This is a genomic window from Ruegeria sp. AB6 (genome assembly GCF_056542685.1).
This window is the reverse complement of the sequence record NZ_JBQGAD010000002.1, coordinates 417,126-431,285: the sequence shown is the minus strand read 5'-3', so window position 1 is coordinate 431,285 and position 14,160 is coordinate 417,126. Positions and strand designations below refer to the sequence as shown.

At 53.1% G+C, this 14,160-nt stretch carries 11 protein-coding genes; 5 read left to right on the top strand and 6 right to left on the bottom strand.

Going from position 1 to position 14,160, the window contains the following annotated elements; all coding sequences use genetic code 11:
- The first annotated feature begins 67 nt into the window (after positions 1 to 67).
- Genes ACR0DB_RS06250 through ACR0DB_RS06235 form a run of 4 tightly spaced genes read left to right on the top strand, consistent with a single transcriptional unit; the run spans position 68 to position 5,799 of the window.
- The gene (locus ACR0DB_RS06250; protein ID WP_480549546.1) at positions 68 to 1,705 is read left to right on the top strand and encodes a phytoene desaturase family protein; all 1,638 of its coding nucleotides are present in this window, start codon (positions 68 to 70) and stop codon (positions 1,703 to 1,705) included.
- Positions 1,702 to 3,234: a phytoene desaturase family protein gene (locus ACR0DB_RS06245; protein ID WP_170352671.1), complete on the top strand. Its 1,533-nt coding sequence runs from the start codon at positions 1,702 to 1,704 to the stop codon at positions 3,232 to 3,234. The genes ACR0DB_RS06250 and ACR0DB_RS06245 overlap by 4 nt, the downstream gene beginning before the upstream one ends.
- Positions 3,231 to 4,406 (top strand): aminomethyl transferase family protein, encoded by a 1,176-nt coding sequence (locus ACR0DB_RS06240; protein WP_170352670.1) that lies wholly within the window; start codon positions 3,231 to 3,233, stop codon positions 4,404 to 4,406. The genes ACR0DB_RS06245 and ACR0DB_RS06240 overlap by 4 nt, the downstream gene beginning before the upstream one ends.
- 13 nt (positions 4,407 to 4,419) lie before the next feature.
- Positions 4,420 to 5,799 (top strand): aminotransferase, encoded by a 1,380-nt coding sequence (locus ACR0DB_RS06235; protein ID WP_170352669.1) that lies wholly within the window; start codon positions 4,420 to 4,422, stop codon positions 5,797 to 5,799.
- A 33-nt stretch (positions 5,800 to 5,832) separates the two neighbouring features.
- On the opposite strand, the gene ACR0DB_RS06230 is transcribed toward ACR0DB_RS06235, so the two are convergent.
- A complete protein-coding gene (locus ACR0DB_RS06230) occupies positions 5,833 to 6,612 on the bottom strand; it encodes a class I SAM-dependent methyltransferase (RefSeq protein ID WP_170352668.1) in 780 nt (259 codons plus the stop codon).
- 186 nt (positions 6,613 to 6,798) lie between these two features.
- On the opposite strand from ACR0DB_RS06230, the gene ACR0DB_RS06225 reads away from it, so the two are divergent.
- Positions 6,799 to 9,258 carry a GcvT family protein gene (locus ACR0DB_RS06225; RefSeq protein ID WP_480549544.1) on the top strand — a complete coding sequence of 820 codons (2,460 nt, stop codon included), beginning with the start codon at positions 6,799 to 6,801 and terminating at the stop codon, positions 9,256 to 9,258.
- 24 nt (positions 9,259 to 9,282) lie between these two features.
- On the opposite strand, the gene ACR0DB_RS06220 is transcribed toward ACR0DB_RS06225, so the two are convergent.
- From ACR0DB_RS06220 to ACR0DB_RS06200, 5 genes are all read right to left on the bottom strand, one after another.
- Positions 9,283 to 9,915 carry a TetR/AcrR family transcriptional regulator gene (locus ACR0DB_RS06220; protein ID WP_170352666.1) on the bottom strand — a complete coding sequence of 211 codons (633 nt, stop codon included), beginning with the start codon at positions 9,913 to 9,915 and terminating at the stop codon, positions 9,283 to 9,285.
- A 1-nt stretch (position 9,916) separates the two neighbouring features.
- Positions 9,917 to 10,759: an ABC transporter permease subunit gene (locus ACR0DB_RS06215; protein WP_170352665.1), complete on the bottom strand. Its 843-nt coding sequence runs from the start codon at positions 10,757 to 10,759 to the stop codon at positions 9,917 to 9,919.
- Positions 10,760 to 11,653 (bottom strand): ABC transporter permease subunit, encoded by an 894-nt coding sequence (locus tag ACR0DB_RS06210; protein ID WP_216599185.1) that lies wholly within the window; start codon positions 11,651 to 11,653, stop codon positions 10,760 to 10,762.
- A gap of 65 nt (positions 11,654 to 11,718) precedes the next feature.
- Positions 11,719 to 12,861: an ABC transporter ATP-binding protein gene (locus tag ACR0DB_RS06205; RefSeq protein ID WP_170352663.1), complete on the bottom strand. Its 1,143-nt coding sequence runs from the start codon at positions 12,859 to 12,861 to the stop codon at positions 11,719 to 11,721.
- 88 nt (positions 12,862 to 12,949) lie between these two features.
- Positions 12,950 to 14,059, bottom strand: a complete 1,110-nt coding sequence (locus ACR0DB_RS06200; protein WP_170352662.1) for an extracellular solute-binding protein — start codon at positions 14,057 to 14,059, stop codon at positions 12,950 to 12,952.
- Positions 14,060 to 14,160 lie beyond the last annotated feature (101 nt).

Here is a 14,160-nt window from a genome sequence, read left to right as displayed (position 1 = left end):
GAGCGCTCAAATAAACTTTACGAACGCGCACCCGATCTGTAAACGGAAGAGAAAGGGATGGAGCAATTTGACAGTTGATAACAGATACGATGTGATTGTGGCTGGCGCTGGTCACAACGGATTAACCGCCGCAGCCTATTTGGCGCGCGCTGGCATGCGTGTTTTGGTGGTCGAAAAGAACGACTGGATTGGTGGCGCGGCAGTCAGCCGGTCGCTACACGAGGGTTGGACATACTCCAACTGCTCGTACGTTTGCTCTCTTCTGCGGCGCGAGATTGCCAGGGACCTCGAGCTTCCGAAATACGGACTTCAGGTTATTCCGTATGAAGGCGGCGCGAGCTTCACACGCGATGGGGATTACTTCGCCTACTATTCCGATCACAACGCAATGAAGCGTGAGATGGCACGTCATTCTGAAAAAGATGCCGACGCCTATCGCCGCTATTCGCAAGCCATTATGCGGCAATGCCGTTTTATCCGTCCCTTTCTACTTCGGGACGCACCGGACCCCGCTTCTCTCCATCCGCGCGATCTCGGCGAACTGGCATACCTCGTAAAAAAAGCACATGGTCTGGGCAGTCGGGAGCTTGGTGAAACGCTGAAGTTCTGGACAATGTCCATTGGTGACTTCTTGGATGAACATTTCGAAAACGACCTGATTAAGGCCCATTTGGCAGGCTCAGGTATTATCGGAACCGGCCTCGGGGTGTATTCGCCCGGAACAGCCTACGTTCTGCTGCACCACTACATGGGTGACATTGATGGCGGCATCGGTGCCTGGGGTTTCGCGCGCGGTGGGATGGGCGCGATTTCGAATGCGATTGCTGCCTCATTCAAAGAGCACGGGGGTACGATTCACACAGGTTCAGGGGTTGAGAAAATCCTCAGCAAAGATGGACGCGTTGAAGGTGTAGCTCTCGAGGACGGCAAGGTTTTTTATGCCCCTGTCGTTGCCTCCAATATGGATATCAAACGCACTGTTCTGCACCATATTGACGCGGCCGAGTTGCCGGATGACTTCACCAAGGCGGTGCGGAACTTCAAAATTCGCGGATCTTCGGCGAAACTCAACATCGCACTTGATCGCTTTCCAAATTTCCCTGCAGCACCCGAGCACACCAGCTTCCTCAGGGGTGATTTGCATGTGTCGCAGAGCCTCCTTGAACTTGAAAAGGCCTACGATGATTGGAAAGTCGGGCGCTGGTCGGAAAAGCCTTATATTGACATGCTCATCCCTAGCCAGATTGATCCGACTATGGCGCCGACAGGTGCCCACATGATGACGGTTTTCGTCCAATATGCGCCTTATGACCTAGAAGTCGACGGCGTTAAATCTGCCGAGAATTGGGACGAAAAGCAGCGCAACGCGATGGCAGAAACTGTACTCGACCAGATGTCTGTGGCGTGTCCCGACATTCGCGAGCGCGTTGTTCATATGGAAGTTCGCTCACCATTGGAAATTGAGCGCGAGGTCGGTCTGACAGAGGGCAACATTTTCCAAGGCGAACTGACTTTTGATCAGCTTTTCTTCAATCGGCCCGTCCCGGGTTGGTCGCAGTACAATTTACCTATCAAGGGGCTTTACTTGTGCGGGTCGTCCGCCCATCCCGGCGGAGGGGTTATGGGGGCCCCAGGTGCAAACGCTGCCCGCGCTATTCTCAGAAAAGAAACACGGCATGGCCGAATGAAGGGGTATGCCGCATGAGCCAATTTGATGCGATTGTCGTTGGCGGCGGTGTAAACGGCCTGATTGCCGGAACACTCCTTGGTCGACGCGGCAAGAATGTCTGTATCATTGAGAAATCCGACAGGTTCGGCGGCATGGCGTCTTATTCTGTGGACGGCGGTCCGACCCTTGCACATTCGCTATACAACCTGAGCCCGCGGGCATTGGGTGACATCGGCATAGGTATTCAACACCCTGTCCTGTCCAGCAAACCCGTCTCCACGGTCTCTCTGTCTGAGGATGGGCGGCACATCGTCTTCAAGAACGACGGCGTGTATTGGAGCGACGGGACAAAACACCGGGAATCAGATGCCTGGTCTGATCTGACACGCCAGCTGATTACATATGGAGACCTTTTGCGCCAACTCGCCGAGGCTCCACCTCCCGGGGGGCAAAAGGCCATCCTTTCCCGGGGTGCGCTCAACGAGTTCTTGCGCCTGGCGAAACTGGGCATAGACCTGAAAAAGCTGGGCAAATCTGAAATGCGGCGTTTCCTGCAGGTCGTCTTATCTAATGTCCACGACATTATCCTAGATGACCTGTCGGAAGGACCGGTGGCTGGAATGCTTGCTGCTGATGCAATCTGGGGGACAGCCACTGGTCCAAGATCTCCGGGCACTGTGTTCAATCTGATCTATCGTTTGGGTCACGGAGGGACCATCACTCAACCAGCAGGCGGGATGTGCGCGTTAACCGATTTGATGGTGGAAGCTGCGCAAAAGGCAGGTTGCCTGCTGATGCCGGACACTGAAGTATCCCGCATTCTGTTGGACAACGATGCAGTCTCCGGAGTGGAAACCACCGATGGACGAACCATTGCCGCGCCTAATGTGCTCAGCAGCCTTGCCCCGAAACTAACAAGCCGAATGACCGGTCCCTCTGCCTTTGACATCGAAACGATGCGGCGAGTGCGAAATATACGGGCGCGTGGAACAACGGCTAAGGTCAATCTACGGCTCAAGGATAGCTCCGCCCTGCCCAGTCTGAGTGACGAATTGGCACACGAACGTCTGATCTATGCTCCTTCTGTGGAATACGTCGAAGCTGCGTTCAATCCGGCTAAGTATGGTCAAATGTCCAAAGCACCTGTGATTGAAGCTTTCAAAATGCAGACAGCCGACGGGGCAAGCTGGCTGTCAACCATAGTGCAATATGCGCCATCTGACCTTGAAGGCGGCTGGACTGAGACTGCAAAGGAACAGCTTGCGGAAATTGCAGTCGAAACTCTTAGCCGCGCCCTGCCCGGCTTGGGTGATCAAATTGCAGGTAAGCAGGTCATAACACCGGATAAAATCGAAAGCGCAACCGGAGCGCCCGGCGGGCACTGGCACCATGCAGAAATGTCTTTGGACCAGCTCCTGACACTTCGGCCCACGAACGGGATGTCCAGATACTCCATGGGGCCGAAAGGGCTGTTCCAATGCGGTGCAGCAACGCATCCCGGTGGCGACGTCATGGGCCTCGCTGGTCGCAATGCGGCCCTGGCGGCGCTGGAGGCTCTGCCATGAGCATCTTTACCGATCCAAAACTCGGTTTGATACCCGGGCCATTTCACAAAAAACTCGAAGAGCAAAATCGCGCACAAAATTGGTACGATTGGGCCGGTTATGCTGGCCCGGGTGTGCTGGACAGTGTCGAGTTCGAGTACTTCGCGCTGCGAAATCAGGCCTCTTTGTTTGATATCTCACCAATGCACAAGTACCGATTGACCGGGCCGGACACGACCGCGATGCTCAATCGCCTCGTGACACGGGACGTCCGAAAAATCAGCGTTGGTCGCGTGGGGTACGCGGTCTGGTGTGATGAAGAGGGTATGATCATCGATGACGGGACTCTTTTCCATCTTGGCGACAACGATTGGCGCCTTTGTTGTCAGGAACAAATGCTGACATGGCTACTCGACGCTGCATGGGGTTTTGACGTTTCAGTCGTCGACGAAACTCACAGTGTTGCTGGACTTTCGCTGCAAGGGCCGACCTCTTATGCAGTTTTGGAAGCCGCTGGTTTAGATGTCAGCAAGCTGAAGCCATTCGATCTCGCTCAAATTGAACACAGTCTCATGATCTCGCGGACGGGTTTTACTGGTGACTTAGGTTACGAGCTCTGGTGCGACTGGGACAAGGCAGAAGCGCTTTGGGACAGAATTTGGAAAGGCGGCACACATCAGGGACTGCGCGCCATTGGATACGAAGCTGTAAACTTGGCCCGCATCGAAGCCGGTTTTCTGACCGCAGGTGTGGATTTTCAACCGGTTCATGCGACCGAACGGTTGCACCGAGGCCAAACACCCTTCGAACTTGGTCTGGGTCGGCTAGTCGATTTCAACAAAGGACATTTCAATGGCCGGCGAGAGCTGCTGTCCAAGCGAGAGAATCCAAGAAGCCTCCTCCTACGTTTCGATGTCGAAGGATTCAAACCCTCGGAAGGGTCGTTGATCTACAATCGACGCAAAAAAGAAGTTGGGCACATAACATCCGGGATATGGTCGCCGACCGCCAAGCGCAGCATTGCGTTGGCCCATGTCCGTATGCCGGATGCTGGCCGGTCATCTGGCTTAAAGGCCGAGATTTACACTCTGCAAGAAGGCAAATGGCGCACCAGGATGGCGCGCCTCACTCCTGTCACCAAAGCCTTTTTCGCACCGCCCCGCGCACGAGCTACGCCACCGGCCCGCACCTAAAGGAGAAGCAGACGTGAACACCCTGGGTAATACACCAACCGACGGCGACCTTGTCGCTTGGGATCGCGACCATCACCTACATCCTTGGGCCGGAACCAACGGCTTTGGGTCTGACGAGTACATGCGGGTAAATACAGCGGATGGTATCTACCTTTGGGATGCTGCCGGGAAGCGATATATCGATGGCCCTGGCGGAATGTGGTGCACACAGATCGGATATGGGCGTCAAGAGATGGCTGATACCATTTCCCAACAGGTTGTGAAGATGCCCTACGCGTCGCCGTGGTCGTTTACGACCGAACCCGCGGCAGTTTTGGCGCGAATGATCGCCGAACGTACACCAGGCGATCTGAACACGGTGCACTTCACGACCGGTGGGTCTACGGCCGTTGACACCGCACTGCGGACCGCACTTTTCATGAACAAACGGCTTGGCCGACCGGAGAAGAGGATCGTGATCGGCCGGGAAAAAGGCTACCACGGCTCAACCTTTCTCGCCGCGACTGTCACTGGAAAAGAACGTTTCGAAACGAGCTTTGAGAAAGCTCAGGATCTGGTGCGTTTTCTGCCCGACGTGAATCCCTACCACCGGCCAGAGGGCATGAGTGTTGATGCCTGGTGCGACGCCAAAGTTGCGGACCTTGAGAACCTGATTGCTGACGTCGGCGCCAACCGTATTGCCGCCTTTATCGCGGAACCGATCCTATGTTCCGGTGGCGTGATCGTTCCACCTCCGGGTTATCACAAGCGCACGCTCGAAATTTGCCGGGCAAACGACATTCTGTACATTTCGGATGAAGTCGTAACCGGCTTTGGCAGGCTGGGCCATTGGTTCGCCTCAGAAGAGGTCTTTGGCATCGTCCCTGACATTATCACCTGCGCAAAAGGTTTAACCTCGGGCTATCTGCCGCTAGGTGCCTGCGTAATCTCGGACGCAGTAGTGAAACGCATTTCAGACGCACCGGGAGAGGATGTTTTCTACAACGGCTACACATACTCCGGGCACCCTGTGAGCTGCGCGGCTGCCATTAAAAATATTGAAATCATGGAGCGCGAGGACATCCTAGGACACGTTCAACGCGTCACACCGCATTTCCAGGACCGCCTAAATCAAATAAAGGAAAAGTTTCCGATAGTTGGGGATGTGCGCGGTGACGGGCTCCTCGGGTGCATAGAATGTCGCCCTGAATTGAACGTCGAGAGTTATGAAGCGCATGTGAAGTTTGGACAGAAACTGGACGATGCGTGCGAGGAGATGGGACTCCTGTTGCGACCATTTGGAAACATGGCCGTGTTCTCGCCCCCTCTGATCATAACTCCGTCGCAGATAGATGAAATGTTCGACATCATGGAAGCTGGTATGGCGCAGGTCAGCAAGGACTACGACGCATAACGGTCATCGCGCCCATTCAAAGTTCCAGTCAGATCAGGCAGGTTTCCGACCACGGATGTGATGCGGGCAATGCTCTCCGGTTTTCAACACTGGCTGCATAGCGTCCCAGATCTCGATCTGATGTTCGATAAACTCCGCACCATGCCGAGCTTCCCAGTCGGCTCGGTTTGGCCCGGTCAATTCCTCAAGCTCAGCAGCTGATACCTGAGCATACCAAGGGTTGCGGTTGACTAACTCTACGTCCTCAAAGCCAGCCAGCTCCATCGCAGCGCGGTACTTAGAGGGCGACGCCATCTGAAACTCTAAGGCTTCCATCTTTACGTAGTGCGCCATTTCTGGTGACATCTCACCATCATGATTGGTCAGCCAGTCAGAAGCAGCGAAATGACCGCCTGGGTTGAGCACACGAAAAGCTTCCGCAGCCATCGTTACTTTGTCGGGGATATGGATTATCGAGTCTTTCGAAAACACTACGTCAAAAGCACCATCTTCGAATGGCATTGGACCTGGAGTGACCCGTATGATTTCGACCTTCTCCTCCAAGCCTGCCTGCTTAGCTCGCTCTCTCGCAGCCGCGCAAACTGGGGCCTCTACATCAATCCCCGTAACTCTAGCGGCGCCGAACTCCCGTGCCATCAACACTGCAATGGCCCCAGATCCGCATCCGATATCAAGGATATGCTTATCTTTCAGATCAATCCCTTTAACAACACGCGCAACTTCTTCAGGGCCTCCCGGTGAAAGAAACCCCTCTCCCCAGAGCTCTTCCAGAAAGCTGATTGCCTGTTGGTCATATAGGATCTCGTCTGACATAGGATTCCCCCGCATCTGATTGTCAGTCAGTCACTGCAGTGAAACCTTTTATCTCATCTCAGACAAGCTTTATCGCGAAATCGCAGGTCATAGATTCAGCTATAATTGAATGATCATTCAGTCAGTAGACAGCAAGTGATTTGGCTGGTATTCGGAGAAAAGAACGCCTAAAAGGATTTTCTCGCAATGGCTGACACCCTACCGACGCATGCCCAAACCGTGATTATTGGTGGGGGGTCGATCGGCGCGAACACGGCCTATCACTTGACTAAGCTTGGCCATACCGATGTTGTCGTTCTGGAACAGGGACAACTGACATCAGGGACCACTTGGCATGCCGCCGGCCTGATAGTAGCCGGCCTTCTCAAATCCGAAGCTGAGTGCGCTATCTACACGCACGGTCGAGACCTTTATGCGAAACTAGAGAAGGAAACCGGTATATCCACAGGTTTCCGCGACGTTGGATATCTGCAGATTGCAACCAATGAAGAACGCCTGCATGAGATGCGTCGCGTCGCAGCCTTCATGCGGCGTTTTGGGATAAACAACCACGAAGTCTCAGTAAAAGAAGCGCAGGATATGTTCCCTATAGGGGACCTCTCAGACGTCGTTGGAGCGTTCCTCATTCCGGAGGACGGTCGGGCCAACCCGGTGGACGTGACAATGTCTCTGACCAAGGGAGCCAAAAACAGAGGCGCACGTTTCTTTGAAGGCGTGCGGGTTGAAGAGATTTTAGCCAGGAACGGCACTGCGACCGGGGTCCGCACTGCGAACGGTCATACTATAACAGCCGAAAACGTTGTGATCTGCGGAGGCATGTGGTCTCGCCAACTTGGTGCAAAACACGGTGTAAATCTACCGCTCCAGGCGGCTGAACACTACTACCTGATAACGGAAAGTATCCCGGGCCTACCTCGCGATCTACCCGTTCTCGAAGACCCTTCCACCTACACTTATTACCGTGAAGAAGTCGGCGGGATGATGTTAGGGCTTTTTGAGCCCGGCGCTGCGGCTTGGAAGCTCGATGGTATCCCGGATGAATGGCAATTCGGAGAGATTGAACCAGATTGGGAACGTGTTGGGCCCGACCTGGAGAAAGCCTATTCGCGCGTGCCTGACACCATGAACTACGGTGTCAAAAAACTATTCTGCGGCCCTGAGAGCTTTACGCCTGATCTTGCGCCGCTTGTTGGCTCGACGCCTGAACTGCGCAATCTCTGGGTTGCATGTGGGATGAACTCACTTGGCATCCTGAATGGCGCGGGTACGGGAATGGTTTTGGCCCATTGGATGGTGGACGGCTTGCCGCCCATCGATGTTACCGGCATCAACGTCAATCGCTTTTCCCGTGAAATGGCGACACCGGCCTTTCGACGCGACAGAACACCTGAGTTGCTGGGAAAGCTCTTTGGTCAGCACTACCACAATGAGAACTACAAAACGGCCAGGAACGTTAAGCGTTCAATGCTCTATGACCGTCTCAAAGCGGCCGGAGCCTTTTTCGGCGAAGGAAATGGTTGGGAACAACCTGATTGGTTTGCTCCGACGCCCGAAGAGGCCAAAGTCGAGAAATACAGTTGGCATCGCCAAAATTGGTTTGAATGGCACGCTGAAGAACACCGGGCAGCACGCGAGGATGTCATCGTAATGGACATGACATCAATGGCGTGTTTCAGCGTCGAAGGACCGGATGCCTGCGCCCTCCTCTCTCGCCTTTCCTGCAATGACGTTGATGTTGAACCCGGTCGCGTCGTCTACACGGCCTGGGTAAATGAACGGGGTGGGTTTGAGGCAGACCTTACGGTTACCCGGCTGTCCGATCGGAAATACTGGGTCATCGTGGGAGAAAACTCGGCGGGTCATACCGAGATGCGCATGCGACGGCACGTCCTGGACAACGAGAACGTTGTTATAACAGACATCACCGCAGGGCGCTGCCAAATCAACGTTCACGGCCCAAAGTCGCGTGAACTATTGAGCAGAATATCCGGAGCTGATTTGTCGGACGAAGGTTTTCCCTTCATGACGGTGCGTGAAATCGACATCGGGTACGCCGTAGTTATGGCCTATCGCGTGACGTTTGTTGGCGAACTCGGCTGGGAACTTCACGTACCGGCCACTCAGGCCATTCAGACCTACGATCTGATTATGGAAGCAGGTCGAGATCTGGGTGTTCGCAATGCTGGAATGCAAACTCTCAACTCCCTACGGCTAGAGAAGGCTTATCGTGATTTCGGAATTGACGTGGACAACACGGACAACCCAATTGAGGCCGGGCTTGGTTTTGCCATCAAATTGGACAAACCCGGTGGCTTCATCGGCAGGGAAGCACTCGCCACGATCAAGGCGAAAGGCACGCCCAACAACCGGATGTTGCAGTTCCTGCTAAAAGACCCAGAGCCTCTCATGTACGGCAATGAGATGATTTATCTAAACGGCAATGAAGTCGGATATATTCAAGTTGGCGGATATGGGCACACGCTCGGCGCTGCCGTCGGCATTGGTTTCGCCGAGATTGACGAACCGTTGACCGCGGACATAGTCGCAACTGGGCATTGGCAGATCGAAATCGCAGACGAGAAATACGACGCGGCAGCCTCGTTAAAGCCGCTCTATGACCCCGGCATGCACAAAATAAAGCGCTGAAGCCATATTGTTCGATGCTTTCGCTCAGACTGGAAAGTGTTTTGGGAAGAACCGCGACAGCGAAAGCATGCAAACATCCCTGAATTCCCGACGATCAGCCACTTTTGGATACAACATCAAACTTAGCCAGGCCCCGTCTGACATCGCCTCTACGGCCCGAGCTGTTTTTTCTGGATCAAGATCGTCGTAGCCACCGTCGGCAATCAATTCACCACATAGGTGCAAAATTCTATCATATCTTTCGTTGTCATATTTATTATGAATCTTCAGGTAATTAGGCCGATACTTCGCTTGCCCCCAGAAGGCAAACCAGACGGCCAACCGCTTGTGGGTACAAATGCTCTTGTCAAAGTCCGCTCGAATAATCGCAGCCAGCCGATGTGCGGCTGTAGGTTCCGCAGCCTCATAGTATTTGAGCCAATTTTCATAGTGTTCTTGTGCAAGGAAACCCAGCGCGGCGTCATACAAAGCTTCCTTACTGTCGAAGTGATAATTCACCACGCCATGGGACAGATTGGCTGTTTCTGTCACGTGTTTTAGCGTCGTGTCAGAAAACCCGCGTTTCGAGATCGAGTCTATGGCGGCCATGATCAACTGTAAGCGACGAACTTCGGGAGGTTCGGTGCGTCGTTTTTTCTGAAGCTCATGCGTCTCCAATTTAACTCTCCTCTCGTTCAGCCATTTGCCTGTCCAACAAATCCGCTCTCTGTTGCCGGAACATAATTATTGCTGCGATAGCGACACAGATAGCGATCACAAGAATCATGATGGTTGCTAGCGCGTTGATGTCCGGCCTGAGGCCCAGTCGAATGCGCGAAAAGATCAAAATTGGCAAGGTATTTGCGCCTGGGCCGGTAACAAAACTTGCTATGACCAAGTCATCGAGAGACAGCGTGAAGGCCAGCAACCATCCCGAAATTAGTGCCGGCGTCAGCTGTGGGATCGTTATGGCCGTCAGAACTTTGAACGGTTTTGCGCCAAGATCGGCGGCGGCTTCTTCCAGTGTTTGCCCCACACCGGTTAAGCGTGCCTGAATTGTTACCGCCACATAGGCCATGGAAAAGGTAATATGCGCGATCGTAATCGTCGCAAAACCGCGCTCAGCAGGCCATCCGATCAGCTGGTTCAGCGAGATGAAGAAAACCAGCAAGGACAATCCGGTTATCACCTCGGGCATCACCAAGGGCGCGACCAACATGCCACCGAACAAGGTCCGCCCCTTGAACCGTCCAAAGCGCACCATAGCCAGACCTGCCAAGGTGCCAAGCGCCGTGGCAAAAGTAGCGTTGACAACGGCAATCTGAAGACTGAGTGAAACAGCGCTCCAGACTTCCGCAGATTGAAAAAGCTCTTTGTACCAGCGCAACGACCATCCACCCCAAACCGGTACCAGCTTGGAGTAGTTGAATGAGTAAATAACCAACAGGATCATTGGGATGTAAAAGAATGCCAGTCCCAAGGTCAGCATGATGGTTAAGAAACGGGAGCGTTTGGCGTACATCTATTGCTCCTCCGCTGCTTTGCCTTGGTAGTGCTGGAAAACCATGATTGGCAGCACCAGTATGAACAGCAGAACAATCGCAACTGCGGCGGCCACTGGCCAATCGCTGTTTCTAGAGAACTCATTGTATAGAACCCGCCCAATCATCTGCACGTTGCCGCCACCTAACAGATCGGGGATAACGTACTCGCCGGTCGCAGGGATAAAGACCAGCAGTGAACCAGCGACAATTCCAGGCATCGTCAGAGGCAATGTGATTTTGAAGAAAGTGTTCGTTGGTTTGGAACCAAGGTCGGCGGCCGCCTCGTTCAGGCTGTTGTCCAGCTTCTCCATATTCGCGTACAGCGGCAGGATCATGAACGGCATATAGGTGTAGACGATCCCGATATAGACGGCGAATTCCGTGTAAAGCATGCGGATCGGCTCATCGATCACCCCCAGCGCTATCAGAAGGTTGTTGATCGTGCCTTGATCCGCAAGCAGGCCCATCCACGAATAGACCCGCAACAAGAAAGACGTCCAAAACGGAAGAATGATTGCAAACAACAAGAGCGGCTTCGCAACCGGCCCCGATCGTACAATTGCATAGGCAATAGGGTAGCCAAACAAGAGGCACAAGAACGTACACGTTACTGAAATCTTGAGTGAATTTACGTAAGTGTCAAAGTACAGGCTGTCTTCCCAGATGTAGACAAAATTGTCGAAGACCAGGCGGATTGTCATGATCCCGTCACCTGTCCACTCAATTAAACTTGTGAATGGCGGGCTCGCAATCGCCAGTTCAGCTAAGCTTATCTTGGCGACAATGAAGAACGGTGCCAGAAAGAATACAAGCAACCAGAAGAACGGTATGACGGTGACGATCTGACGCCATCTGCTATGGATACGCCGCATCACTAAACGGATCATGGGTTGTCGTTCAACCTGCGGCGGTTCGAACATATCCTCGGTGAAATCCGTCATGAGTGGAGCAACATGGCGCTAGACGGATCCCAGCTGATATTTACCTTGTCTTCCCAGGTTAATCGCTGCGCAGCATGCGTCGGACGTGACTGGTTGGGCTGAGTGACGTCGAAGATTTCGCCATTGGGAAGCCTTACCTTGTAGATCGATGTCTCTCCCAAATACCCAACATCGTCGATAACGGCCGCTGTCTGGTTCGCGCCCTCAGCAATTGTATCAGATTTCTCAAGTCGAATTTTCTCGGGCCTCAGCGCAACCCAAATCTTGCTGCCAGCCTTAACAGAATGACCGTGATCAATATAAACTTCGCAGAACTCGGTTTCGACCCGAACATGGTCGACCCCATCCTCGGTCACCCTGCCCTCAAAAATATTTGCTGATCCGATAAAGTCAGCCACAAAGCGGGATTCTGGAAACTCGTAGATCTCTGTCGGAGTTCCAATCTGTTTGAAGCGACCCGCGTCCATAACGGCCATTCGCGAAGACAGGGTCATTGCTTCTTCCTGATCGTGAGTCACGACGATGAACGTGACGCCGACCTTGTCCTGAATGTTGGCAAGCTCAAACTGCGTTTGCTTACGCAGTTTTTTGTCCAGAGCAGCCAAAGGTTCATCCAGGAGCAGCAACTTGGGACGTTTGACCAAGGCCCGCGCCAATGCAACACGCTGGCGTTGCCCACCGGACAATTGTTTAGGTTTTCTCTTTTTGAAATCTTCCAACTCAACAAGCTTGAGGATGTCGTGAACTCTGTCCGCAATGTCTAGCTTGGGGACATGGTCTTGCTCCAACCCGAAAGCCACGTTTTTTTCGACGGTCATATGCGGAAACAGCGCATAGCTTTGGAACATCATATTGGTCGGACGTTCGTAAGCTGGCACATCGGCCATATCGACTCCGTCGATAGTGATTGTACCACTGTTCAAATCCTCAAACCCAGCAAGCATTCGAAGTAGTGTCGACTTTCCACATCCAGATCCGCCTAAAAGGCAGAATAACTCTCCTTTGTAGATATCCAGATCAACGTTATCGACAGCAGTCACTGCACCGTATTTTTTGGTTACGCCTCTGATTTTGACCAGAGGTTCCTGTTCTTTTTGATCGAGCCATGGTTCTGGGCTGACAGCCGTGGAAACAGTCAATTTGGGCCTCTTAGTCTGCCAGTCGGGATCTGGGGATGCAGTAGCGAACCGGTCTGGTCCGCTACTTCATTTGCCGGTGTGAGTGGATTTAGTTTCCGGCCTTAAAGTCAGTCCAGGTACGTGTCTGCAAGCGCTCGACCTTGGGAGGAAGAACGGCAGTCGTGTACATCTTGGCAACCTGATCCGATGTTGGGAACGCGGCTGGGCTGGAGGTTACAGCCTCATCAACCATGGGCTTGGCCGTCAGGTTGGCGGTCGCATACCAGGTGAAGTTACTATCATTGGCCGCAACCTCGGGGCGCATCATATAGTTCAGGAAAAGATGAGCGTCTTCTTTGTTCGCGGCGTCTTCCGGGATTAGCCAACCATCAATCCACAGCTGCGCTGTACGATCACCTTCGGGCAGGAAGAAGTCTAGCACTACACCAGTGTCGGCTTCCGCTGCGCCAGACATGGCAAGGAGACCGTCAGGGCCCCATGTGGTTGAGACACAGAACTCTTTCTGAGGCATCCGTTGATAAGCATAGTTATCGAAGGTTTTGATGTATGGCCTGATTTCCGCCAACATCTCCCCAACCTTCTCATAGTCTTCCTTGTTTGTGGAGTTCGCATCCAGGCCCATATGCGCTAAAGCCATCGGAATGATGTCGCCCGGGGAATCCAGGAATGAAACTCCACACTTGGACAGCTCTTTCATGTGAACAGGATCGAAAACCATATCCATCGAGCCTATGGGGGCATCTGGATACGTCTCTTTCACCAATTCTTCGTTGTATGTGACGCCGTGCGTTCCCCACATATAAGGAATGAAGTGTTGGTTGCCTGGATCCCATTCACTTGACAACTGCTCCATGATTGCCGGGTCGATGTGCTTGATATTGTCCAGCTTCGACATATCCAACGGTGCAACAATTCCCGCCTTAATCAGACGAGCCGTATCACTGCCGGCATGACTAACCACATCATATCCGCTGTTTCCCGCGAGTAGCTTGGCATCAATTGCTTCGGCAGAGTCATACGGATCATAGATCACCTTAATACCGTATTCTTTTTCGAAGTTCTCGATTGTGTCTTCAGCGATGTATTCTCCCCAATTCGTAACCTTCAACACACGCTCTTGCGCGTAAGCCGATCCCGAAACTGCAGTAGTAGTTGCTGCTATAACTGTAATTCCGGCGATTTTCCTGATTGAGTTCATAACTTCGCTTCCTCTCCCTGAGTGGTGGCTGAATTTGTCTTGCCTTGTTTGCTAGTCTGTCTTCTCGAATGATCGCGCCTGCGTTGCCGGCGCGATCACCA

Excerpts from the sequence above, each read along its gene's own strand:
- ACR0DB_RS06245 (WP_170352671.1), top strand. The coding sequence starts at position 1,702 with ATGAGCCAATTTGATGCGATTGTCGTTGGCGGCGGTGTAAACGGCCTG.
- ACR0DB_RS06200 (WP_170352662.1), bottom strand. The coding sequence starts at position 14,059 with ATGAACTCAATCAGGAAAATCGCCGGAATTACAGTTATAGCAGCAACT.
- ACR0DB_RS06225 (WP_480549544.1), top strand. The coding sequence starts at position 6,799 with ATGGCTGACACCCTACCGACGCATGCCCAAACCGTGATTATTGGTGGG.
- ACR0DB_RS06215 (WP_170352665.1), bottom strand. The coding sequence starts at position 10,759 with ATGTACGCCAAACGCTCCCGTTTCTTAACCATCATGCTGACCTTGGGA.
- ACR0DB_RS06230 (WP_170352668.1), bottom strand. The coding sequence starts at position 6,612 with ATGTCAGACGAGATCCTATATGACCAACAGGCAATCAGCTTTCTGGAA.
- ACR0DB_RS06240 (WP_170352670.1), top strand. The coding sequence starts at position 3,231 with ATGAGCATCTTTACCGATCCAAAACTCGGTTTGATACCCGGGCCATTT.
- ACR0DB_RS06210 (WP_216599185.1), bottom strand. The coding sequence starts at position 11,653 with ATGCGGCGTATCCATAGCAGATGGCGTCAGATCGTCACCGTCATACCG.